Raw genomic sequence first — 22,908 nt, forward strand, 5'->3', positions numbered from 1 at the left:
ACCTTTTCACCGAAGTCAAACAAGAGGATCACTCCATGAAACGCACGCTCATTGCTTCCGCCTGCCTCGTTGCCACCTGCCTCATGGCCGCCGGTGCGGCGCAAGCCCAGGAGAAGGTCAAGATCGGTTTCATCACCGACATGTCGAGCCTCTACGCGGACGTGGAGGGCAAGAACGGTGCTCTCGCGATCCAGATGGCCATCGATGACTTCGGCGGCAAGGTCAACGGCATGCCCATCGAGCTGCTGCAGGCCGACCACCAGAACAAGGCCGACATCGCCGCCTCCAAGGCGCGCGAGTGGATCGACACGCAGGGCCTGACGATGCTGTTCGGCGGCACCAGCTCGGGCACCGGCCTGGCCATGGCCAAGGTGGCGCAGGAGAAGAAGCGCGTGTTCGTGGTGAACGGCGCGGGCAGCTCGGCGCTCACCAACGAGCAGTGCAGCCCGTACACCGTGCACTACGCCTACGACACCGTGGCGCTGGCCAAGGGCACCGGCAGCGCCGTCATTGCGCGCGGCGACAAGAGCTGGTTCTTCCTGACGGCCGACTACGCTTTCGGACAGGCCCTGGAAGCCGATGCCTCCAAGGTCGTGAAAGAGAAGGGCGGCACCGTGGTGGGCAGCGTGAAGCATCCGCTGAACACGTCGGATTTCTCTTCGTTCCTGCTGCAGGCGCAGAACTCCAAGGCCCAGGTGCTGGCGCTCGCGAACGCGGGCGGCGACACCCAGAACGCGATCAAGGCGGCCAGGGAGTTCGGCATCACCAAGACCATGAAGATGGTCGGCCTGCTGGTGTTCGTGACCGACGTGCACAGCCTGGGCCTGAAGAACACCGAAGGCCTGCTGCTGACGACCAGCTGGGACTGGAACCTCGACGACAAGACGCGCGCCTTCGGCAAGCGCTTCTTCGAGAAGACCAAGCGCATGCCCACCGACATCCAGGCCGCCGACTACTCGGCCACCATGACCTACCTGAAGGCCGTGCAGGCCGCCAAGACCGTCGATGCCGACGCGGTGATGGCGCAGATCAAGAAGACGCCCATCGACGACTTCTACGCCAAGGGCTACGTGCGCGAGGACGGCCGTTTCGTGCACGACATGTACCTGGTGCAGGTGAAGTCGCCGGCCGAATCCAAGCAGCCGTGGGACTACTACAAGGTGGTCCAGAAGCTGAAGGGTGAAGAGGTCTTCACGACCAAGGCCGAAAGCAAGTGCGCGTTGTGGAAGTAACCCCCCCAGGCTGCGCGCACTGCGTGTCGCTTCGCCAACCCCCCTTTGCAGGGGGGGCGGGCCGGCCGCTTCGGGCGGCCGTGCGCGGCGGCCCCCGCGAGAAAGAAAAAACGGCCAGAGGCTTGCTGATACGTCTATGAATATTTCCCTACCCGGCCTGTTGAGCCAGCTCCTCCTGGGGCTGGTCAACGGCTCGTTCTATGCCATCCTGAGCCTCGGGCTGGCGGTGATCTTCGGCCTGCTCAACGTCATCAACTTCGCGCACGGCGCGCTGTTCATGCTCGGCGCCGTCCTGACGTGGATGGCGATGGAGTATCTCGGCATCAACTACTGGGTGATGCTGATCGCGGCCCCCATCGTCATCGGCATCTTCGGCGTGCTGATCGAGCGGCTGCTGCTGCGCTGGATCTACAAGCTCGACCATCTCTACGGCCTGCTGCTCACGCTCGGCCTCACGCTGCTGATCGAAGGCGTGTTCCGCTCGGTCTACGGCGTGTCGGGCCTGCCCTATGACGCGCCCGATGCGCTCTCCAGCGCCACCGACCTCGGCTTCATGGTGCTGCCCAACTACCGCGCCTGGGTGGTGGTGGCGTCGCTCGTGGTGTGCTTCGCCACCTGGTACGTGATCGAGAAGACCCGCCTCGGCGCCTACCTGCGCGCGGGCACCGAGAACCCCCGGCTCGTGGAAGCCTTCGGCGTCAACGTGCCGCTGATGATCACGCTGACCTACGCCTTCGGCTGCGCGCTCGCCGCCTTCGCCGGCGTACTGGCCGCGCCGGTCATCCAGGTGTCGCCGCTGATGGGGCAGAACCTCATCATCGTGGTGTTCGCGGTGGTCGTGATCGGCGGCATGGGCTCGATCATGGGCGCCATCCTCACCGGCCTGGGCCTTGGCGTGATCGAGGGTTTCACCAAGGTCTTCTATCCGGAAGCTTCTTCCACGGTCGTGTTCGTGATCATGGTCATCGTGCTGCTGATTCGCCCCGCCGGCCTGTTCGGCAAAGAAAAATAAGGCGGATGGCATGAACATGAAAAGGATATCCACTGTCGTCTACGCGCTGCTGGTGCTCGCACTGGTGCTGGCGCCGTTCTTCGGCGCCTACCCGGTGTTCGTGATGAAGCTCATGTGCTTCGCGCTGTTCGCCGCGGCCTTCAACCTGCTGCTGGGGTTCACGGGGCTGCTGTCCTTCGGGCACGCGGCGTTCCTCGGCGGCTCCGCGTACGTCGCGGGCCATGCGATGAAGGTCTGGGGCCTCACGCCCGAGCTGGGGCTGGTCGCGGGCACCCTCACCGGTGCGTTCCTGGGCTGGATCTTCGGCGTGCTGGCCATCCGCCGGCAGGGCATCTACTTCGCGATGATCACGCTGGCGCTCGCGCAGATGATGTTCTTCGTCGCGCTGCAGGCCAAGTTCACCGGCGGCGAAGACGGCCTGCAGGGCGTGCCGCGCGGCAAGCTCTTCGGCCTGATCGACCTGTCGAGCGACCTCACCATGTACTACGTGGCGCTGGTGATCGTGGTGGCCGCGTTCCTGCTGATCGTGCGCACCATCCACTCCCCGTTCGGCCAGGTGCTCAAGGGCATCAAGGAGAACGAGCCGCGCGCGCTCTCGCTGGGCTACGACGTGAGCCGCTTCAAGCTGCTGGCCTTCGTGATCTCGGCCGCGCTGTCGGGCCTGGCGGGTTCGCTCAAGACGCTGGTGCTGGGTTTCGCCACGCTGTCGGACGTGCACTGGACCGCCTCGGGCCAGGTCATCCTGATGACGCTGGTGGGTGGCCTGGGCACGCTGTCGGGCCCGCTGGTGGGCTCGGCCGTGGTGGTGCTGCTGGAAAACAAGATCGGCGAACTCGGCAACTTCCTGGCGCGCATCACCACCATCGACTGGTTCAACACGCTGGGCGAGTCGGTGACCATGGTCACCGGCCTGATCTTCGTGATCTGCGTGCTGGCGTTCCGCAAGGGGATCATGGGGGAGATCATTGCGTTCATCGAGCGGCGCAAGGGGCGGGTGAAGTAGCCGCAGGCAAAGAAAAAAGGGAGCCTCGGCTCCCTTTCTTCATGGCGGCCACGGGCCCGGGCTTGCGGATCAGCAGTTGCCCTTCTTCGCCTGGCCGGGCGGGCAGAAGTCGCGTTCGCGCTCATGCCAATGGTCGCGGTCGTGGCGGCGGCCGTGATCCTCGTTCCACTCGCGCTCCCGGCGTGCTTCCCGGTAGGCCTCGCGCCGGCGCCAGTCGCCTTCGGCCCAGCGCCAGCCGCCACGGTCCTCGATCCAGCGTCCCGGAGCGTAGGCATAGCCCGCGCGCTCGGGCTGCCAGCCGCCCGGGCGCCATGCATAGGCACGCCCGTCCCAGGCCCAGCGGCCCGGCACCCAGACGAAACCGCCGCGCGGCGGTGGCAGCGGCTCGTAGCGCGGCGGCGGCGGGGGCGCCATCACCAGACCGGGCACATTGATGTTGACCGAGACCTGCGCATTGGCCGCCAGCGGGCTCGCGAGGATGCAAAGGGCGCCGGCCATGGCCAGTGCTGCGAGTCGGATATTCATGGTGGGGTCCTTTGTTTTGGATGGTTGTCGACATTTTCCCAACGCGGTCGGGAATGGTTCGGTTGTCGGTGTCTGTTCGCGGCTACAACAGTTACAGCTTCAGCGGCGCCGCGTAGCCCGTCATCTCAAGGTAGCCGCGCCCCACGCGCCGCCCCTGCGCATCGAGCAGATCGCTCAAGCCCTCCCAATAGACGCCACCGGTCGAGCCGCGGCTGTCCAGCTCCTGGTCGTCGAGCAGCGCGCGCACCTCGAAACCGCCCGCTGGCGTCTGCACGCGCCACTGCGTAGGGTATTTGGCCTGCGTGCGCGGGCTTTCCCACGTCTTGAGGCTGTCGAAGCGCACTTCGTCGTTCTTGAAGATGCGCGGCACGCCGTCGCGCGGACGGAACGAGCCGCCGGCCCACAGGGCGCTGCCGTCGGCGCGGCGCAGGTGGAACGCGGTGAGGGCGCTGCCGTCGTCGAGGTTCATGCCGATCCAGTCCCAGCCGACGGCCTCGGGGTGCATCAGCGCTTCGCTCCATTCGTGGTCCAGCCACGCGGCGCCGTTCACTTCGACGGCCTGGCCCTTGAGCGTCAGCTTGCCCTGCGCCTTGAGCTGCGGCTCGCTGTAGTAGTAGCTGGCCTGCGATTCCTCCGGCCCCTTGCGCGAAAGGCCGGCATTGCCTTGCAGCAGCACCGGCTGCGTCGGCGTGAAGCGCAGGTCGAGTGAAAACTCGCCGGCCGGAATGCGCGCGACATAGATGCCGCCTTCCCGCGCCAGCGACCAGTCTCGGATGCGCACGTCGGTGTCGGCCTCGCTGGCTTCTGCCACGCCGAAGCCCGCGCGCGCGATGCGCTGGTCGTGCAGCAGCACGCGGCCTTCGAGGTCGGTGACGGCCGCATGCGCGAACACGAGGTTCTTCGCGGCGAAGGCCGAGCGCATGCCCTGCGTGGCCTCGACGCGCGAACGGAAGAAGGTCACCTGGAAGCCGAACTCGCGACCGGCCGCCGTCTTCGCATGGCCGGTGATGTACCACCACTCGGTGTGCAGGTCAGGGTGGCTGCCGAAATCGCGCGGGAACTGCAGCGTTCTGGGCGGCAGCGCCCACGCGGCGGGCGCGGCGCTCAAGGCTGCCAGCAGCAGTGCGCGGCGTGACAGCAGGAAGGGCGAGGGAGCCATCGTCATCACGCTGCCGCTGGCGCGTCGACATGTCGCTGCGCCGGCGCCATGTCGCCGGATGCGCTGAGCACCCATGCCACCGGAGCGAGGCTAGGCACTTTGACCATGCGATCGGCCAGCGTGCGTATGAAGCCGGGCTGCGCGCGCGGACGGCCGATGCCCTCGCTGCGGCGGATGGCGTTCTCGAGCCATGCGTTGCACGACGAGGAAGAGGGGGTTTGCTGCATATCGGCCTCAGTCTACAAGTCAGGGCTGGCGTGCGGCGTAGGCGACGGGAGCAAGCCGGCCCCTGCGTCTACCAGTCTTCCTTCACCGCCAGCACCACGTCCCGCCCGGCCGCAGCCCGCCCCGCGAGCCACGCGGTGACGGTGCCCGCCACCACCACCGCGCCGCACAGCCCCAGCAGCCGCAGCCACGGCACCAGCAGATCCATGCTCCAGTGGAAGCTCTGCGGGTTCACCACCTTCACCAGCACCACCGACACCGCCAGTCCCAGGCCCAGCCCCGCGACGGCGCCGATGGCGGTCCATGCGGCGCCTTCGCCGGCCACCACCGCCAGCACCTGGCGCCGCGTGAAGCCCAGGTGCGCGAGCAGCCCGAATTCCTTGCGCCGCGCCAGCACCTGCGCGCTAAAGCTGGCGGCAATGCCGAAAAGGCCGATGGCGATGGCCACCGCCTGCAGCCAGTAGGTCACGGCGAAACTGCGGTCGAAGATGCGCAGCGAGGTCGTGCGGATCTGGCCTACCGACGCAATCTCCACCGAGTCGGCGGAGCCGCCGGCCTGGCGCGCCGCCAGCTCGCGCACCCGCGTCTGCACCGCGCCTTCGGAGGCGCCGGGTGAAAGCCACAGCGCCACGTCGCTCACGTTGCGCTCGCCGGTGATGCGCTCGAAGTCTCGCGCGTCCATCGTGATGGCACCGAACTGGCGGGCGTAGTCGCGCCACACGCCGGCCACGAAGAACGCTGGCGGTTGCCTTTGCGCAGTCGTGGCCGCGCCCATGGCGGCGGACAGCGGTGCGAACACCGTGCCCGGCTTCGCGCTGTACAGCTCGACCATCGGCTCGCTCACGTAGATGCCGACCTGCCCCTCGGGCACCGGCAGCGCGCTGCCAACCAGCGGCAGCGACTGGGTGGCGCCGCCTTCGAGGCTGCGCGCGATCAGCGTGACGGCGGGCCGCGTGGCATCGAGCTGCAGCGTCTGCGTGCGCAGCGTGCCGGTGCGCGCCACGCCGGGCAGCTGCGCCAGCGCCTGCACGAAGGCCGGAGGAAAGGTCGCGGTGTCGGTGCTGTTGCCGTTGCCCGCGTTGCCGCCGCGCCCGCCCGAGGTGGCGCGCACATACAGGTCGGCCGGCAGCACGACGTCGAGCCAGTGCGTGACCGAATCGCGGAAGCTCGCGACCATCACGGTCAGTGCGACCGCCAGGCTCAGGCTCGCGACCACGCCGCTCACCGCCACGGCCGCGGTGCCGCGCATGCGGCGTGCGCGCTCGATGGCCAGCATCGGCAGCAGTCGCTGCGCGAACACCGGCGCGATGCGGTCGTACAGCAGCGCGATGAGCCAGGGCAGGGCGGTGATGCCGCCCACCAGCAGGCAGGCCACCGACAGGTAAGCCGCCACCGGAATGCCGCCGATGGCCGGCACATTGGCCAGCACCGCACCCAGCCCGATCAGACCCAGCGCGAGCCAGTGGCTGTTGCCCCGCGCGGGCGCCGCGCCCAGCCCCTTGAGCGTCTGCGCCTCGGGCAGTGCCTGCGCCGCGCGCGCGGGCCACCAGCCACCGACCAGCGCGGCCAGCACGCCCAGCCCGCCATAGAGCGCCGCGGCGCCCGTACTCCAGTGCAGCTTGGGCGCGACGCCTTCGAAATACCCGCCGCCCAGGTCGCCGCCGAGTACCCGCAGCGCGAAGGCCGCGAGCGCGGTGCCCAGCGCGAGCCCCGCCGCGCTGCCGATCAGGCCCAGCACCAGCGATTCGGCCAGCACCAGCCGCAGCCGTTCGCGCGGGGTGAGGCCCAGCACGCCGAGCAGCGCGAACTGCTGCGCGCGCTTGGCCACGCTGAGCGCCAGCACCGAGAACACGAGGAACGCGCCGGTGAACAGCGCGACCAGCGCCAGCACCGTGAGGTTCACGCGGTAGGCGCGCGAGAGGTTGCTCACGCGCTCCGCCGCGTCGCCCGGCTCCGCGAACTGCACGCCTGCCGGCCAGCCCGGCGATTGCCGCAGCGAGGACATGAACGCGGCCCGGTCGGTGCCGGGCGCGAGCCGCAGGTCGATGCGGCTCAGCTGCCCCACCTGGCCGAACAGCTCCTGCGCGGCGGCGATGTCCATCACCGCGAGTGCCGTGCCGCCTGCGGCCACATGGCCGGCCACGTCGAGCCGTTGCCACGCGTCGCCGCTGCGCAGTTGCACCGTCTCAGCCGCGCCGCCGGCCGCTTGCGCCGGCAGGCCCAGCGCGGTGCGGGCCGCGTTGTTGAGGAACACATGGCCGGGCGCAAACAGCGCGAAGCGGTCGGCGCCGGCCGCGGCCTGCGGCATCAGCGCGGGCGCGATGGTCGGCAGCACCAGCGCATCGACGCCGATCACGCGCATCGGCACCTGTCGCTCGCCGGCGGCCAGCGCCAGGCCCTGGAACTCCAGCACCGGGCTGGCAAGCGTGACCTGCGGCTGCTGCGCGATGCGCGCGAACACGGCCTCGTCGAATCCGCCCTGCACGGCGCGCACCTCGAGGTCGGGCTGGCCGTTGACCGAGCGCACCGCGCTGGAGAACTCGTCGAGCGCCGAAGCGTTGATCAGCTGCACCGAGAACGCCAGCGCCACGCCCAGCATCACCGCCAGCACGGCGGCCGCGTTGCGCCAGGGGTGGTGGCGGAGTTCCTGCCAGGAGAAGGTCGTGAGCAATGCGCGCATACGCCGATTGTCGCGGCGCGCACGTTGTTACACAGGCGTGGCACGATGGCACCTCTTCGACGAAGCTGAGGAATCTCACGATGCGGCTGTTGCCCCGCGCCACGATCCGCGCCACGACCCGCGCCAGTCCCTGCCGCTGGCTCGCGGCCTGGCTCCTCGCACCGCTGCTGGCCGGCACAGCCGCCGCGCAGCCGCAGCCGCTGACGCTGGCCAGCGACCCGGCCTTCATCGCCAAGGCCGCGCTCGGCGCGGAGCGCGGCACGCTGGTGGTCGGCACGTTGCGCAACGGCAAGCCCGCCTACGGCGCGGCCTACAACCCCGAGCCGCCGTCGCCGCCGCGCCCCATCGAGCCCAACAGCGCGGAGCAGCCGATGTTCGAGATCGGCTCCGTCACCAAGGTCTTCACCGGCCTGCTGCTGGCGCAGGCGGTGGAGCGCGGCGACCTCAAGCTCGACGACACCGTGGGCAAGCTGCTCGCGGGCAAGGTGGAAGGGCTGTCGGCCGCCGTGGCCTCGGTCACGCTGCGCCAGTTGGTCACCCACACCGGCTGCATGCCCGTGATGGCCGACGGCGTGAGCGGCGGCGCGCCGCTGGCGGAGCAGTTCCGCAGCTTCGACAAGCCGATGTTCTGGGCCGCGCTCACGCGCATCAAGCTCACGGCCGCGGCGCCCCCCTGCGAGGGCGCGTACAGCAACTTCGGCATGGCGCTGCTCGGCCAGTTGCTGGCGGAGCACTACGGCACCTCGTGGGGCGAACTGGTGCGCGCGCGCATCACCGAGCCGCTGGGCATGAACGACACCGTCATCACGCTGGGCGACAAGGCTTCGCGCATGGCGCCGGCCTTTGCCGGCGACCGCCGCCAGCCGCTGTTCGACATGCAGGCCTATGCGCCGGCCAGCGCGCTGCGCTCCACCGCCGCCGACATGATGACCTTCAGCCGCGCCATCATCGCGGGCGCCGGCGGCCCGCTGGGGCCTGCCGCCGCGCGCATGCTCACGCCGCTGGCGCGCTACGAGGGCGCCGAGATCGGCTACGCGGTGATGGTGCGCGGCCCCGAGGGAGGCCGCCGCACCTACTGGCACGCCGGCCTCACCGAGGGCTACCGCACGCTCTGGCTGATCGCGCCCGACACCAACGAGGCGATCGTCGTGCTCGGCAGCAACGCGCGCGCGCCGCTGCAGCCGGTGATGCTGGCCATCGGCAAGAGCCGCTACCCGGTGCCGACGGCCGAGGTGCCGCTCGACCCGCAGCGGCTGGACGACTACAAGGGCGAGTTCCGCATCAGCAAGGCCAAGGCGCTGAGCTTCACCGTGCGCGGCGCGAAGCTGCTGGTGCGCGAGACGGGGCGCGGCTACAACGCGCTGACGCCCACGGGCGCCGATCGCTTTGCCGTGGTGGGCATCGGCGCGCAGTTCGTGTTCCGGCGCGACGCGGCGAACGCGGTGGTCGCCGTGTCGCTGACGCAAGGGGGCAGCCAGCTCGATGCGCGTCGCGAGGGCGCTGCGGCGGCGGTGCCGTTGCAGCAGTGACCGCGCGGGCCGCTCAGCCGGCCAGCGCCAGAAGCTGGTCTGCCATCTGCTCGATCTCTTCTCGCATCACCAGCGGGCGTAGCCAGTCAGCCGGAATGGCGCTGGCGCCGTAGAAGGCACCCGCCAGCTGGCCGCAGATTGCCGCGGTGGTGTCGGCGTCGTCGCCCAGGTTGGTGGCGGCGAGCACGGCTTCCTCGAACGACCGCGTGTGCGCGAAGCACCAGAGCGCCGCTTCGAGCGACTCGACGCAGTAGCCCGATCCCTTGATGCGCTCGATGGGCTTCGATGCGTAGTCGCCGCGCGCGAGCGCCATGACCTTGTCGCTCAGGGGCGTCAGCGGCTTTGTCGAAAGAATCGCTTCCTTGCTTTCACCGCGCAATGCCGAGCGCAACTGCAGCGCGAAGAGCTGCGAGCATTCGATGGCCTCCAGGGCGCCGTGCGTGGTGCGCGTGCTTTTTCCGGCCTGCTTCCAGGTGGCCTGCGCGCTGGCCGCGTAGAACATCGGCACCGGTGCGAGCCGCATCAAGGCGCCGTTGCCGGCCGTGCGCGGATCGGGGTCGCCCGCGAACGGATCGCCGGACGCGAGATAGCGGGTGAGGGCGCCCGACACCGTGAGGCCGATGTCGAAGCAGTTGCCGGTGCTGCTCATGTAGCCCACGCTGCGCCAGTTGCAGTAGCGGTTCATCTGGTCGGCAGCATCGAAGCCCTTGCAGTGGATCAGGCTCGCGGCCAGGCACAACGCCATCGAGGTGTCGTCGGTCCATTCGCCGGCAACTAGCCCGAACGGGCCGCCACCCTGCATGCCCGTCACGGGCGTGAAGCTGCCGCGCGCGCGGAACTCGACCGTGGTGCCCACGGCGTCGCCGCAGGCCAGGCCGAGCAGGCAGCCGCGGTAGCGGTCGATGCCGTTGTTCATGGCGTCTGCCTCAAAGCATCGCGCGCGGCCATCAAGGCAAAGCCCAGCAGGTTGAGGCCCTTCCATTCGCGCGGGTCTTGCGCCGCGGGGTCGGTCGCGGCGCGTCCGATGCCCCAGATGGGATCGACCGGGCTGGCTTCCACCAGCACCTGATGGCCCGTGCCCAGCAGGAAGGCACCGAGCGCCGGGTTCTGCGCGAACTTGGCGATGTTGCCGCGCGTCACGATGTCCAGGCGAGCGGCCACCCATGCGGCTTCGTCGAAGTTGCGGATCTCGCGGCCCAGCTTCTTGGCTTCGGCGGGCGTGCGCGCCGCGAGGATGCGTTCGCAGGTCTCGGCGTCGCCGAACAGGCGCGCCTTGCCCGCCATCATGAAATGCTCGGCGGTGCGATAGCGGATGCCGTCGACGATGAACTCCGCCTCGAACCATTGGCTGAAGCAGCTCTTGTCGACGCCGATCTTCGGTGCCTGGTGGCCCCAGAACAGCAGATATTCGGGGCGGTGGCCCTGTGCGAAGTACGCGGGCAGGTCTCGAGGGCTGCGGGGTGTCGTGGTCATTTTTCTTTTCTCCTCAGGCGCCGACGACTAGCGGATGCTCCACCGGCAGTTGCAGGTCGGGATTGTCGTTTTGCGCCAGCGGGCGCTGCGCTTCCACGAAGGAGCGCATATCGATGACTTCCAGCAGTTCCTCGTGCGCGAACGCGGCCAGCGTGTGGCCTCGCAACCCCAACTGGATGGCGCGGCGCTCCAGCTTGTGGCCGCTGGGCGAGTGATCGGGGTCCCATTGCAGGCGCACTTCGGACCGGCCGACGGCCTCCTGCCATGACTCGCGGCTCGGGTAGCGCGCGTCGAAGGTCGACGGCACCGCCTCGCGCACCACGCGGTCGAAGAACGCGCGGCGCAGCCTCAGGCCTAGCGTAACCTCCTGGCCTTCCTTGGTGCCCCAGCCGCTGCGGTACATCATCCAGAGGAAGTTGGGCTTGATCCAGCTCATGCGCGAAAGGCTGAAGTCCGGACCGTCGAGCCGGCCATACCGTATCGCGTATTCGCCGATGGCAGAGCGGTAGGCCTGGTAGACGATGACGGATTCGGTGTCGTGGTGGGCGAGGATGTGTTGCCCGCTCTGCGGCCAGCGCGCGCGCTGCGCGATGTGCGGCTCCGTGGGAAGGGGTGTGACAGCAGTGTTCATTTTTTCTTTTCTTCTTTCGGAGTTGCTCTGTGCAACTAATTGAGGGTTGTATAGTACAACTAACAAATCCGGCGTCAAGCCTTTCCCGTGAACACACCCAAGCCGAACTTCCCGCCGCTGACTTTTCCCCGCCCGCTGGTCACGGTCGACGTGGTGATGTTCACCGTGCTCGACGACGCCCTGCAGGTCCTGCTGGTGAAGCGGCCAGCCGACAGCGACGAGCCTTTTCCCGGCAGGTGGGCGCTGCCGGGCGGCTTCGTGAACGTCGACGAAGACGCCACGCTGCTCGACTGCGCCCTGCGCAAGCTGCGCGAGAAGACCGGCGTGGTCACGCCCTACCTCGAGCAGCTCGGCAGCTGGGGCGGTGCGCAGCGCGACCCGCGCGGCTGGTCGGCCACGCACTGCTTCTATGCGCTGGTTCCTGCGCAGGCCATGCAATTGCGCAGCGGCGCCAACGCGTCGGATGTGACGTGGTTCGAGGTCGGTGCCGCTTCGCGCAAGCGGCTGGCCTTCGATCACGGCGAGCTGCTCGAGGCGACCGTCGCCCGGCTGCGCGGCAAGGTCGAATACACCTCGCTGCCGGCCTTCCTGCTCGAAGAGCCTTTCACGCTGCCCGCGCTGCAGCGCGTCTACGAAGTGGTGTTGGGCCGCGACGTCGACAAGAGCGCGTTCCGCAAGCGCATGCTCGACGGCGGGTTCATGGAAGAGGCCGGCATGGTCACGGGCAGCCTGGGCCGGCCGGCCATGAGCTACCGGCTGCGCGATCGCTCGCAGGCGGCATTGTTTCCGCGCACCTTCAACAGCACGAAGTAGGGCCGCTCAGAGCCGCTGCGACATCGCATTGAGATAGGCCCGCACCACCGCGCTGGTGCTCAGGCCGATGGCCCGGTCGTATGCCTGCCGCGCCGCCGCGCGTGCGCCCCCGGCAGCCAGCAGATGGGCACGCGCGGCCCAGAACGGCTGGTAGTTGGTGACGTCGCCCGCGGGAATCGCATCGAGCGCCTGCAAACCCGTCTCCGGTCCGCGCGCATTGGCGAGCGCGCAGGCAAGGCTGACCTGCGCGCCGATGCTGGGGCGCAAGGCCAGAAGGCCTTGGTACAGCGACACCAGGGTTTCGGGCGGCACGGGCGCGCCGGCGCGGCGTTCGCAATGCGCCGATTGGATGGCCGCCTCCAGCTGGTAGGCACCCAGCGACTGCATCGACGAGGCCTGCCGCAAATGGTGCTCGGCCTCGGCCAGCAACTCGTGGTTCCAGCGCGTGATGTCCTGCTGGTCGAGCGGCACGTACGCACCGGCATCGTTGCGGCGCGCGGCGGTGCGCGCCTCGCAGAACAGCATGAGCGCGAGCAGGCCCAGCGGCTCGGGTTCGCGCGGCATCAGCTTGCACAGGATGCGGGCTAGGTCGATGGCCTCGGCCGTGAGGTTGCGCGGAATGGCATCGGCGCCGTCCACGTCGTCCCAGCCTGTGCCGTAGGCGGCGTAGATGCCGTCGAGCACGTCCTGCAGCCGCTGCGGCAGTTCGCGCGCCTGCGGGTATTCGAAGGGAATGCCGGCGGCGCGAATGCGTGCCTTGGCGCGCACCAGGCGCTGGCCGAGAGTAGAAGGCGATGTCAGGAAGGCGCCGGCCATGCGCGCCGCGTCCAGGCCGAGCACGGTCTGCAGCATCAGCGGCGCGCGCGCCGGCGCGTCGATGGCCGGGTGCGCGCAGACGAAGAGCAGGCGCAGCCGCTCGTCGGGCACGGCCGCGCCGTCGTTGGCGCTGTCGATGTCGTCAACCTCGCCCGCCAGCAGCATCAGCGCCTGCGTGGCCTCGTCCTGCACGCGGGTGTGGCGCCAGGCGTCGAGCTTGCGGTGCCACGCGACGCTCAGCAGCCAGGCGTCGGGCCGGGCAGGGATGCCGTCGGCCGGCCAGCGCTCGAGCGCACGCGCGAAAGCGTCCGCCAGAGCGTCTTCCGACGCGGCGATGTCGTGCGTGCGGGCCGACAGGATGGCCAGCAGCCGCCCGTATGAATCGCGCGCCGCACGTTCGGCGGCCTGGTGAGCCACCGGGTCTTTCATCATGCGGCGACGGCGGTGGCCACGAACACGGGCCTCACTTCGACGCCGCCGCTGGTCGCGCACGGCGCTCGCGCCGCCCATTCGAGCGCCGCGTCGAGGTCGGGCACGTCGATCACGAAGTAGCCGCCGAGCTGCTCCTTGGTGTCGGCGAAGGGGCCGTCCTGCACCTGGTGCTTGTCGCCGCGCACGCGCAGGGTGGTGCCGGTCATGGGCGGGAACAGGCCGTGGCCGCCGAGCGAGATGCCGGCCTGGCGCACCGCGTCGGCATAGGCGACCCAGCTGGCGCGGTAGGCCTGGGAGGAGGCGTCGTTGCGTTGTTCGAATTCGGCCGCGGGTTGGTAGAACATCAACATGTATTGCATGGTGTCTCTCCGTCATGGAAAAGCTGTGCAGAGCAGGATCGCTCACCACAATGACGGCCCGCGTGCGGCCATTTCGACACGCCGTGGCGCGCCGGGGCAAATATTTTTTCCGTTATGGCGCGCGGGTGCAATGCAGCATTTCGCATTCACCCGCGCTGGGCGCTCACGCCACCCGCGCTTCCACCGCCGGTGCGAACATGCCTTCCATTTCGCCGCGAAGCTTGTACGCGGCGGTCGAAGTGTCGATGGCGACGTCGGCCCAGCTCAGGCTCTGGCCCTTCTTCACCGGACGCAGCAGGCGGATGCCGTGCGCCAGCCCGAGCGGCAGGCCGCCCATGCGCAGCGAGCGGTCAGCCGGCAGCAGCTTGCCCCAGACCGTGTAGCCGCCTTCGCCGTCGAGCACCTCGCCCACCGCGAGGTCGCGCTTGGCGGTGGCCACCACGTCGGCGTTCCAGCAGGTGGCGGCACCGGTGGGCTCGCCGCGCAGCGCCACGCTGGCCACCGACATGCCCACCTCCAGGCCAATCAGGTGCCAGCGCTTGTACAGCGTGAAGTAGCGCCCGCTCGGGTCGGTGTGGGCGTTGTACTCCTCGAAGCAGTTCTTGATGTACTCGGTCTCGGCCTCGACCGTGACCCACACGCCCATGCGGATGTCGTAGGGGATCTTGCGCCCGTCGGCCTCCAGCGATGAGACCACCTCCACCATGCCCTTGCGCTCGAGCACGCCGCCTTCGCTCCTGGGCCGCGTGACGAAGGGAATGTCTTCCACGCTCGCGGGCGGATAGAGCAGGCCGTCGGAAGGCACCGTGAGGCCGGTGGCGTTGGCCACCGCCGAGCTTTCGATGGATGGCTTGGAGCCGTCGAGAAAGCTGTTGAACATCTTCGGGTTGAGCCCGCCGCGCTTCGCCTGCTCGGGCGTGAGGCCGTAGTTGCCCCACACCGTCTCGGGCGTCGATTCGGTGAAGTGCGGCAGCCACTTGTGGCCGCGCCCGGCAGCCACCACCGGAAAGCCGCAGGTGCGGGCCCAGTCGACCAGGTCGCAGATCAGCGCCGGCTGGTCGCCGAAGGCCAGCGAATAGACCACGCCGGCCTGCTGCGCCCTGCGTGCGAGCAGCGGGCCGCAGAAGGCGTCGGCCTCCACGGTCACGTTCACCACGTGCTTGCCGTGCGCGAAGGCGTCCAGGCAGTGGTCTACCGCCGCGATGGGGTTGCCGGTGCACTCGACCACGATGTCGATGGACGGCTCGCGCGTCACTGCCTGCCAGTCGTCGGTGATCCAGGTGGTGCCGTGCTTCAGCGCTTCCTGCACGGACGCGGCCGCGGCACGTTCGCGCTGCCAGCCCACGCGCTCCAGGTTGACGCGGGCCGCGTCCGGCGAGAGGTCGGCAATCGCCACCAGTTGCACGCCGGGCGTGCGCGGAATCTGCGCGAGGTACATGGCGCCGAACTTGCCGGCCCCTATGAGGCCGATGCGCACGGGGCGGCCTTCGGCGGCGCGCTGCTGCAGGCGGTTGTGCAGGCTCATGGGGTCAGGCCTCCGCAGTGTCGAGCACGTCCAGCGAGGTGCGCAGCGCGCTCTCGGGCAGGCCGTTCTTCCATGGCACCTCCACCGGATAGGGCTTCAACAGGCAGTCGTCGGGCAGCATCTCGATGGGCGTGAAGTCGCGGTGCGCGATGTACTCGGGCCGCTTGTGGCGCCGGATGTGGTTGCTGACCGCGCACAGGCTCAGGTACACCGCCACGCGGTTGAAGGGCGACAGATTGCTGCCAGAGGCATGCACCAGGCAACTGTGGAAAAGAATCATCGAGCCCGCCGGCCCCTTCGGCGAGACGATGCCGCCGCGCTTGCCGCCGGCACGGTCGACCAGCTGGCGGATCAGGTCGTTGTCGACCGTCCACAGCGGGTAGCTGGTGGTGGTCAGGTCATGCTTCGCATCGACCACGCCCTTGCGGTGGCTGCCCGGTATGAACATCAGCGGGCCGTTGTGCTCGTTCACGTCGTCCAGGAAGATCGCGACGTTCATCGCGCGCTCGGTGGGCATCAGGTCGTCGTTGAGCCAGGTGCCGTAGTCCTGGTGCCACTGCCACACGTCGCCTTCGAACGCCATTTTGCCGTTGATCTTGAACTGGTGCATGTAGACCTCTTCTTCGAACAGGTCGGTCACCGGGCCCACCATGCGCGGGTGGCGCGCCAGCCGCGCGAAGGGCTCGCTGATGAGGTGCGCGGCAAAGTTCGTGCGAACCGCGTCGGAGCCTTTCTCGCGCACGTTGAAGGCCTCGCGCCTGCTGTAGAGGTCCGGCACCGCGTCGGTCAGCACCTTCGTCTCTTCGGCAGAGAAATGGCCGGGGAAGAACAGATAGCCGTCGCGCTCGAACTGCGCGCGTTGCTCCGGGGTCAGCTTCATGCCTTGTCTCCTTTTCTGGTCGGTGGGGTCATGGATGCGGCGCGCGCCTGTTGCTGCGCGAGCCGCTCGCTCAGTGCCTCGCTGGCCCGCGAGACATGTTCTTCGCTCAGGCGCGCGGCACGGTCGGCGTTGCCGGCGGCGATGGCCGCGGCAATCGCCTCGTGCTCGTCCCACAGCGATTCGCGCTGCGGCTCGGCCTGCAGCACCGCGCCCATTGCGCGGCGCAGGTGGCGCCAGTGCGGATCGGCGCTCTGGCCGATCAGCGGGTTGCCCGAGGCCTCGTAGATGGCCTGGTGGAAGGCCACGTCGGCATCGAGCATGGCTTCCACGTTGCGCCCGCGCGCCGCGCGACGGCCGCGCTCGATGAGCTTCGGATCAATGCGAAAGCGCTGCTGCGCCGCGAGCCGCGCGGCCAGCGCATCGAGCGCGCCGCGCACCTGGTAGACCTTGCGCATCGCCTCGGCCTCCAGCGGCGCGACCAGCACGCCACGGCCCGGCGCATCGAGCACGAAGCCGTCTTTCTTCAGCAGCCGCAGCGCCTGCAGCACCGGCTGGCGCGACACCGACAGGCGCTGCGCGATGTCTTCCTGCGTGATGCGCTCGCCCGGCGCGAGCGTGCCGCTGCTGATGGCGCCGAGCAGGGCGCGGTAGACCTGGTCGACGAGGTCGGGGGCGGCTTCGATGCTGACGAGCTGGGCTGGCATGGCATGCTCCAGATCTGAACTCTGTATACAGAGTACAAACTTCAGGGCGGCCGCGCATCCCGGGTTTTTACCCATCGGGGCTGCAAAAGATTGCGAGGCGCCGCTAAGCTCGGCGCATGCAACTACCGACCTTCGACGACGTCATTGCCGCTGCCCAGCGGCTCGAGGGCCACGCCCATCGCACGCCCGTACTGCGCTCGACCACCGCCGACGAGCGCTGGGGCGCGAGCTTCTTCTTCAAGTGCGAGAACTTCCAGCGCATGGGCGCCTTCAAGTTCCGTGGCGCGTTCAATGCGCTGTCCAGGTTCGACGCGGCGCAGCGCAAGGGCGGCGTGATCGCCTTCTCGTCGGGCAACCATGCGCAGGCCATCGCGCTGTCGGCCCGCCTGCTGTCGATGCCCGCCGTGATCGTGATGCCCAAGGACGCGCCCGCCGCCAAGGTCGCGGCCACGCAAGGCTACGGCGCCGAAGTGGTGATGTACGACCGCTTCACCGAAGACCGCGAGGCACTGACCAAACGGCTCGCGCAGGAGCGCGGCATGACGATGATTCCGCCCTACGACCACCCCGACGTGCTCACCGGCCAGGGCACGGCGGTGAAGGAACTGATCGAGGAGATCGGTCCGCTCGACCATCTGTTCGTGTGCCTCGGCGGCGGCGGGCTGCTGTCGGGCTCCGCGCTGTCGGCGCGCGCACTCGCGCCGAACTGCAAGGTATACGGCGTCGAACCCGAGGCAGGCAACGACGGCCAGCAGTCGTTCCGCGCGGGCAGGATCGTGCACATCGAAACGCCAAAGACCATCGCAGACGGCGCGCAGACGCAGCATCTGGGCGAGTACACCTTCGGCATCATCCGCCGCGACGTGGACGACATCTTCACCGTGACCGACGCGCAGCTCGTCGACGCCATGCGCTTCTTCGCCGAGCGCATGAAGATGGTGGTGGAGCCGACTGGCTGCCTCGCCTTTGCTGGCGCCATTGCGGCGGGCAAGGCCATCGCCGGCCAGCGCGTGGGCATCGTGATCAGCGGCGGCAACGTCGACCTGTCGCGCTACGCGACTTTCATCGCGCCTTGATCTGCTGCAGAAGGGCTCGTCAGGCGCGGATGCCGCTGGCCGTGAGATGCAGCAGGCGGTCCGCACGGGCCGCCGCGCTCTCGGAGTGAGTGACCAGCACCAGCGACGCACCATGCTCGCGCGTCTGGCCGATCAGCAGTTCCATCACCTTGGCGGCGGTGGCCGGATCGAGGTTGCCCGTGGGCTCGTCGGCCAGCAGCAGGGCGGGGCGGTGCACCAGCGCGCGGGCGATGGCCACGCGCTGCAGCTGGCCCCCCGACAGCGTCTGCGGCAGCCGCGCGCCCATGCCGGGCAGGCCGACTGCTTCGAGCATGTGCGCCACGCGGCCGTCGTCGCGCTGCTGGCCCAGCAGCATCAGCGGCAGCGACACGTTCTGCGCCACGTCCAAGTGCGGCAGCACATGGAAGGCCTGGAACACGAAACCCACGTGGCGGCGGCGCCAGAGCGCACAGGCTTCGCCGTCGAGCGCGCCGATGTCGGTACCGTCGTGCGTGACCGTGCCCTGGTCCCAGCTGTCGAGGCCGGCCATGCAGTTGAGCAAGGTCGATTTGCCGACGCCCGATTCGCCGACGATGGCGACGAATTCGCCGGGCTCGACGGCGAGTGTCACGTTCTCGAAGACGGGCGATTCACCGTAGTGCTTGCCGAGGTTGGAAATGCGCAGCGTCATCCGGGGCTCTTGGGGCTCATGGCCTTTGCAATCAGTTGAACGGCGTTCTGCACCGCGTAGGGTGCGTCGCAGGCAATCACGGTGCGCTGCGGCATGCTGCGCAGCCAGGTGACCTGCCGCTTCGCGAGCTGGCGCGTGGCGGCGATGCCGCGTTCGCGCAGGTCGGCCATGGCCCGGGCGTCGGGTTGCGACGTGCCGCACGCGTCGAGCGTTTCCCAAGCCTGGCGGTAGCCGACGCAGCGCATCGAGGGCAGGTCTGTCGAGAGGTCGCCGCGCGCGCGCAGCGCCTTGACCTCGTCGAGAAAGCCGGCCGCCAGCATCGCGTCGAAGCGCTCGGCAATGCGCTTGTGCAGCCACGCGCGGTCGGCGGGCTCGAGCGAGAACAGCACGCCGCCTTCGACGGGCCTGGCAGTCTTGTTGTCGCTCGCATGAAAGCTCGACAGCGGCTGCCCGCTGCTTTCCCACACCTCGAGCGCGCGCTGGATGCGCTGGCTGTCCTGCGGAGCGAGCCGCGCGGCCGTGACCGGGTCGACCTGCGCGAGCCGTGCGTGCATGGCGGGCCAGCCGAGCGCGGCCGCCTCGGCGTCGATGCGCGCGCGCACGGCGGCATCGGCTGCCGGCATGGCGTCGATGCCGTCGAACAGCGCCTTGAAATACAGCATGGTGCCGCCCACCAGCAGCGGCAGCGCGCCGCGCGCGCGGATCTCGCCGATGAGCCGCGTGGCGTCGGCCACGAAGGCGGCGGCGCTGTAGCTTTCATGCGGATCGAGGATGTCGATCAGGTGGTGCGGCACGGCGGCGCGCTCTACGGCGGTGGGCTTGGCGGTGCCGATGTCCATGCCGCGGTAGACCAGCGCCGAATCGACGCTGACGATCTCCACCGGGCGGACCATCGCCATGGCCAGCGCCACCGCTGTCTTGCCGGATGCGGTGGGGCCGGCAAGTGCGACATAGCGCGGTGAATCGGGAAGGGTCGCGGCGCCCGGCGATGCCGGGGAGGCAGCCGCGTTGGCCGCGGCGGCCGGGGGGAAGCTGGGAGACATGATGCGCCGAGGGTAGCAAATGGCGCGGGGGCGTCGGCGCCGCGGGGCTTGCCCGCGCACGCCTTTGCACGGAACTGTCGCTCAGATGGCCGCTGGCACCGGTGCAGGCGCGGCACCGCGCACGTCTTGCGCGGTGGGCGCATTGGCTGGCGGTGCGAGCCGGGGTGTCGGGCGGGCCGGGCCGCCATTGCTGGCGAGCGTGGCCTCCGGCTTCATGCGGAACAGTTGCGCCAGCGCCGCGCGGTACTGCGACTCGCCAACCGAGTTGGTGTCGTGGTGCGAGCCGCCCTCGACCAGCACGAAGAGTTTAGGCACCGTGGCCGCGTCATACAGCTTGCGGCCCAGCGTCGGGTTGATCAGGCTGTCGGCCGTGCCATGCACGACCAGCAGCGGCGCGGAGATGTTCTTGACCGTGTTGATTGCCTCGAATCGCTGGGTAATGAAGGGGCCGAATGGCAGCCAACCCCACTTGAAGCCGCTCACCACGTCGGCGATCGAGGTGAAGGTGCTTTCCACGATCACGCCGCTCTCGTCGTTCACGTGGGCCGCCAGGTCGATGCCGATGGCGCCGCCGAGCGAATGGCCGAATATGTAACGGTGTTGCTTGGGATGGCGCGCGGCCAGCCAGGTCCAGGCGGCGCGGGCGTCTTCGCGGGCCGATTCCTCGGAGGGCAGGCCCTTGGAGCTCTTCCCGAAGCCGCGGTAGTCGATGGCCAGCACCGAGAAGCCCAGCTCGTGCATGCGCTGGATGCGCGGTGCCGAGCCGGCGACGTTGTAGCGGGCGCCGTGCAGGTACAGGAGCACGGGCGTGTCGGTCGTCTCGGGCTTGCCGCCCAGCCACAGGCCGTGCAGGCGCGCGGGCTCGCCGGTAAGGGAGGACTGGAAGTCGATCCACACGTCTTCCATGCCCTGGGCCATGGAAGCTGTATTGCCCCAGCTGCGGTCGCTGGGCTGGAAGATCCACTGGCGCTGCTGTTCGTCGAGCGTCGAGCAACCCGCCGCCAGCAGGGCGCAAAGCGAAAAGACTGACGCGAGGAGGGTCCAGCGTTTCATCATGAGGTTGAGGGACAGCGAAGTCGGCGGAAAAGTTCACCTGCGTTGGCCGCGGCGTGCCGACATCGCGCCGCGGTTAACTCCCTGAAACAACGCTCGCAGGCGCTTTGTGGAGCCTATGCAACGTGCGTGCCCGGAACGCGGATGACCGCCCGAACCCCTCGAAAACCCTCTGAAAGGCGCTTTCCGGGGCTATCGGCCGCGCATGAACAGCGAATCCAGCTCGCGGATGGATAGCTGCCGCCAGGTGGGTCGGCCGTGGTTGCACTGGTCGGAACGCTCGGTCGCTTCCATCTGGCGTAACAGTGCGTTCATTTCGTCGATGGTGAGCTTGCGGTTGGCCCGAACGGCGCCGTGGCAGGCCATGGTGGAGAGCAATTCGTTCTGGGCACGCTGCACAACGGTGCTTGCGTCGTGCTGGCCCAGCTCGGCCAGCACGCTGCGCGCCAGCTCCACCGGGTCGCCGTCGGCCAGCGTTCCGGGTACCGCGCGCACCGCAAGCGTGCGCGGCGAGAACGGCGTGATCTCCAGCCCCAGCGTCGGCAGCACCGACGCGCAGGCTTCGGCCGTGGCCACTTCCTGCGGCGTGGCCGCGAAGGTGGCGGGAATCAGCAGCGGCTGGCTGGTGATGGCCGCGCCGTCGAGCTGGGTCTTGAGCCGCTCGTAGACGATGCGCTCGTGCGCCGCGTGCATGTCGACCACCACCAGGCCCTGGCTGTTCTCGGCCAGGATGTAGATGCCCTGCAGCTGGGCCAGCGCGCGGCCCAGGGGCCAGGCCTCGTCGTTGGTCGCCGTCGGCGCCGGCGCTGCAGCGGGAGCGACCGCCGACAGGCCGAGTCCGGCCGGCGGACGAAAGGCTGTTTCAGTCCGTGGCTGGTCGTCGGAGCGATCGGCGCGCTGCTGGGGCCACAGCGCTTCGAAATCCCCGGCGCCGCGTTCCTGAGCTACGAAATTGATAGCAGGCTGGGCCCAGCTGGCGTTCGGTGGCAGCGGTGTCTGCCTGAAGAAGGGCTGCGGCGGGCCGGATGCGGCCACGGCGTCGCCGGCGCGCGGCGCCGCCAGCGCGTCCTCGATGGCATGGCGCACCGCCTGGTGGATCTCGCGCCCGTCGCGGAAGCGCACCTCGATCTTGGTGGGATGCACGTTCACGTCGACCCGCGACGGATCGATCTCGAGGTAGAGCGCGTAGATCGGCTGGCGGTGGCCGTGCAGCACGTCTTCATATGCGCTGCGCACGGCATGCGACAGCACCTTGTCGCGCACGAAGCGGCCGTTGACGTAGAAGAACTGCTGGTCGCCGCGTGAGCGGGCCGCATCGGGAATGCCGGCACGGCCGACCACGCGCACCGGACCGCCGACGCGGTCGACCGCCACGCTCTGCGCCACGAAATCGTCGCTCAGCGCATCGGCCAGCCGCTGCTCGCGGACCTCGGCCGCGCGCCATTGCTCCACCAGCTTGCCGTCGTGCCAGATCGAGAAGCCCACCTCGGGCCGCGCCAGCGCATGGCGGCGCACCGCCTCGATGCAATGGGCGAGTTCCGTGGCGTCGGTCTTCAGGAACTTGCGGCGCGCGGGGGTCGCGAAGAACAGCTCGCGCACCTCGACCGTGGTGCCGGTGGAGCGGGCCACCGGCCGCAGTTCGCCGGTGCGGCCGTCCAGGGCGAAGGCCGTGTCGGCGCCGGCAAAGCGCGAAAGGATGCTGAGTTCGGCGATCGCGTTGATGGCCGCGAGCGCCTCGCCGCGAAAGCCCATCGTGCCGACCGTTTCCAGGTCGTTGAGGCTCGCGATCTTGCTGGTGGCATGGCGGCGCAGGGCCACGGTGAGTTCTTCGCGCGGAATGCCCATGCCGTCGTCCTCGACGGAGATCAGCCGCACGCCGCCCGAGGCCAGCCGCACCGTGATCTGGCGGGCGCCCGCATCGAGCGCGTTGTCCAGCAGTTCGCGCACCACCGAGGCGGGCCGCTCGACCACTTCTCCGGCGGCGATCTGGCTGATCAGCTCGTCGGGCAGTTCCCGGATGGGGCGGCGTTCGGTGGGAAGGGGAGAGGTTGGGAGGGCACTCACCGAG

General features: G+C 69.2%; 22 protein-coding genes. 6 read left to right on the forward strand and 16 right to left on the reverse strand.

Annotated elements, in window-relative coordinates:
• Positions 1–83 precede the first annotated feature (83 nt).
• From WIX39_RS14065 to WIX39_RS14075, 3 genes are all read left to right on the forward strand, one after another.
• Positions 84–1,232: an ABC transporter substrate-binding protein gene (locus WIX39_RS14065; protein ID WP_253819783.1), complete on the forward strand. Its 1,149-nt coding sequence runs from the start codon at positions 84–86 to the stop codon at positions 1,230–1,232.
• Between the two features lie 136 nt (positions 1,233–1,368).
• Positions 1,369–2,244 (forward strand): branched-chain amino acid ABC transporter permease, encoded by an 876-nt coding sequence (locus tag WIX39_RS14070; protein WP_081266598.1) that lies wholly within the window; start codon positions 1,369–1,371, stop codon positions 2,242–2,244.
• A 10-nt stretch (positions 2,245–2,254) separates the two neighbouring features.
• The gene (locus WIX39_RS14075) at positions 2,255–3,247 is read left to right on the forward strand and encodes a branched-chain amino acid ABC transporter permease (protein WP_409195241.1); all 993 of its coding nucleotides are present in this window, start codon (positions 2,255–2,257) and stop codon (positions 3,245–3,247) included.
• A 69-nt stretch (positions 3,248–3,316) separates the two neighbouring features.
• Here WIX39_RS14075 and WIX39_RS14080 read toward each other — a convergent pair whose 3' ends face one another.
• The 4 genes from WIX39_RS14080 to WIX39_RS14095 all read right to left on the reverse strand — a co-directional run bounded on the left by WIX39_RS14080 (position 3,317) and on the right by WIX39_RS14095 (position 7,836).
• On the reverse strand, positions 3,317–3,772 hold the full coding sequence (locus tag WIX39_RS14080; RefSeq protein WP_409195242.1) for a hypothetical protein: 456 nt from the start codon (positions 3,770–3,772) through the stop codon (positions 3,317–3,319).
• A 91-nt stretch (positions 3,773–3,863) separates the two neighbouring features.
• A complete protein-coding gene (locus tag WIX39_RS14085; RefSeq protein ID WP_409195243.1) occupies positions 3,864–4,937 on the reverse strand; it encodes a lipocalin-like domain-containing protein in 1,074 nt (357 codons plus the stop codon).
• Positions 4,937–5,158: a hypothetical protein gene (locus tag WIX39_RS14090; RefSeq protein WP_409195244.1), complete on the reverse strand. Its 222-nt coding sequence runs from the start codon at positions 5,156–5,158 to the stop codon at positions 4,937–4,939. Before WIX39_RS14090 ends, WIX39_RS14085 begins: the two co-directional genes overlap by 1 nt.
• 68 nt (positions 5,159–5,226) lie before the next feature.
• Positions 5,227–7,836, reverse strand: coding sequence for an FtsX-like permease family protein (locus tag WIX39_RS14095; protein WP_409195245.1), 2,610 nt, complete (start codon positions 7,834–7,836; stop codon positions 5,227–5,229).
• 80 nt (positions 7,837–7,916) lie between these two features.
• On the opposite strand from WIX39_RS14095, the gene WIX39_RS14100 reads away from it, so the two are divergent.
• The gene (locus WIX39_RS14100; protein ID WP_409195246.1) at positions 7,917–9,365 is read left to right on the forward strand and encodes a serine hydrolase domain-containing protein; all 1,449 of its coding nucleotides are present in this window, start codon (positions 7,917–7,919) and stop codon (positions 9,363–9,365) included.
• A gap of 13 nt (positions 9,366–9,378) precedes the next feature.
• Here the strand turns inward: WIX39_RS14100 and WIX39_RS14105 are convergent, their stop codons facing one another.
• The 3 genes from WIX39_RS14105 to WIX39_RS14115 are packed head-to-tail and all read right to left on the reverse strand — an operon-like array spanning position 9,379 to position 11,469.
• Entirely contained in the window at positions 9,379–10,281 is a 903-nt protein-coding gene (locus WIX39_RS14105) for an ADP-ribosylglycohydrolase family protein (RefSeq protein ID WP_409195247.1), read from the reverse strand.
• Positions 10,278–10,838 (reverse strand): NADAR family protein, encoded by a 561-nt coding sequence (locus WIX39_RS14110; RefSeq protein WP_106934967.1) that lies wholly within the window; start codon positions 10,836–10,838, stop codon positions 10,278–10,280. The genes WIX39_RS14105 and WIX39_RS14110 overlap by 4 nt, the downstream gene beginning before the upstream one ends.
• Positions 10,839–10,851: 13 nt before the next feature.
• Positions 10,852–11,469 carry a DUF4291 domain-containing protein gene (locus WIX39_RS14115; protein WP_409195248.1) on the reverse strand — a complete coding sequence of 206 codons (618 nt, stop codon included), beginning with the start codon at positions 11,467–11,469 and terminating at the stop codon, positions 10,852–10,854.
• 87 nt (positions 11,470–11,556) lie between these two features.
• On the opposite strand from WIX39_RS14115, the gene WIX39_RS14120 reads away from it, so the two are divergent.
• On the forward strand, positions 11,557–12,282 hold the full coding sequence (locus WIX39_RS14120; RefSeq protein ID WP_409195249.1) for an NUDIX hydrolase: 726 nt from the start codon (positions 11,557–11,559) through the stop codon (positions 12,280–12,282).
• Positions 12,283–12,288: 6 nt separating this feature from the next.
• On the opposite strand, the gene WIX39_RS14125 is transcribed toward WIX39_RS14120, so the two are convergent.
• The 5 genes from WIX39_RS14125 to WIX39_RS14145 form a co-directional block, all read right to left on the reverse strand.
• On the reverse strand, positions 12,289–13,527 hold the full coding sequence (locus tag WIX39_RS14125) for an RNA polymerase sigma factor (RefSeq protein ID WP_409196343.1): 1,239 nt from the start codon (positions 13,525–13,527) through the stop codon (positions 12,289–12,291).
• Positions 13,527–13,889, reverse strand: a complete 363-nt coding sequence (locus WIX39_RS14130; protein WP_409195250.1) for a YciI family protein — start codon at positions 13,887–13,889, stop codon at positions 13,527–13,529. Before WIX39_RS14130 ends, WIX39_RS14125 begins: the two co-directional genes overlap by 1 nt.
• A 163-nt stretch (positions 13,890–14,052) precedes the next feature.
• Positions 14,053–15,414 carry an NAD(P)H-dependent oxidoreductase gene (locus WIX39_RS14135; protein WP_081266609.1) on the reverse strand — a complete coding sequence of 454 codons (1,362 nt, stop codon included), beginning with the start codon at positions 15,412–15,414 and terminating at the stop codon, positions 14,053–14,055.
• Positions 15,415–15,418: 4 nt separating this feature from the next.
• Positions 15,419–16,294: a phytanoyl-CoA dioxygenase family protein gene (locus WIX39_RS14140; RefSeq protein WP_081266610.1), complete on the reverse strand. Its 876-nt coding sequence runs from the start codon at positions 16,292–16,294 to the stop codon at positions 15,419–15,421.
• On the reverse strand, positions 16,291–16,998 hold the full coding sequence (locus WIX39_RS14145) for a GntR family transcriptional regulator (protein ID WP_409195251.1): 708 nt from the start codon (positions 16,996–16,998) through the stop codon (positions 16,291–16,293). Before WIX39_RS14145 ends, WIX39_RS14140 begins: the two co-directional genes overlap by 4 nt.
• 116 nt (positions 16,999–17,114) lie before the next feature.
• Here WIX39_RS14145 and WIX39_RS14150 point away from each other — a divergent pair, with 116 nt between their 5' ends.
• Positions 17,115–18,074 (forward strand): threo-3-hydroxy-L-aspartate ammonia-lyase, encoded by a 960-nt coding sequence (locus WIX39_RS14150; RefSeq protein ID WP_409195252.1) that lies wholly within the window; start codon positions 17,115–17,117, stop codon positions 18,072–18,074.
• 19 nt (positions 18,075–18,093) lie between these two features.
• On the opposite strand, the gene WIX39_RS14155 is transcribed toward WIX39_RS14150, so the two are convergent.
• The 4 genes from WIX39_RS14155 to mutL all read right to left on the reverse strand — a co-directional run bounded on the left by WIX39_RS14155 (position 18,094) and on the right by mutL (position 22,904).
• Complete coding sequence (locus WIX39_RS14155) at positions 18,094–18,744, reverse strand: ABC transporter ATP-binding protein (RefSeq protein ID WP_081266613.1); 651 nt, start codon at positions 18,742–18,744, stop codon at positions 18,094–18,096.
• The gene (gene miaA / locus WIX39_RS14160) at positions 18,741–19,787 is read right to left on the reverse strand and encodes a tRNA (adenosine(37)-N6)-dimethylallyltransferase MiaA (RefSeq protein ID WP_409195253.1); all 1,047 of its coding nucleotides are present in this window, start codon (positions 19,785–19,787) and stop codon (positions 18,741–18,743) included. Before miaA ends, WIX39_RS14155 begins: the two co-directional genes overlap by 4 nt.
• Positions 19,788–19,868: 81 nt before the next feature.
• Complete coding sequence (locus tag WIX39_RS14165) at positions 19,869–20,840, reverse strand: alpha/beta hydrolase (RefSeq protein ID WP_081266761.1); 972 nt, start codon at positions 20,838–20,840, stop codon at positions 19,869–19,871.
• A gap of 192 nt (positions 20,841–21,032) precedes the next feature.
• Positions 21,033–22,904 carry a DNA mismatch repair endonuclease MutL gene (gene mutL, locus WIX39_RS14170; RefSeq protein WP_106934957.1) on the reverse strand — a complete coding sequence of 624 codons (1,872 nt, stop codon included), beginning with the start codon at positions 22,902–22,904 and terminating at the stop codon, positions 21,033–21,035.
• Between the last annotated feature and the right edge of the window lie 4 nt (positions 22,905–22,908).

Origin of the sequence: Variovorax sp. AB1(2024) (assembly GCF_037482385.2) — a bacterium.
GTDB lineage: Bacteria > Pseudomonadota > Gammaproteobacteria > Burkholderiales > Burkholderiaceae_C > Variovorax.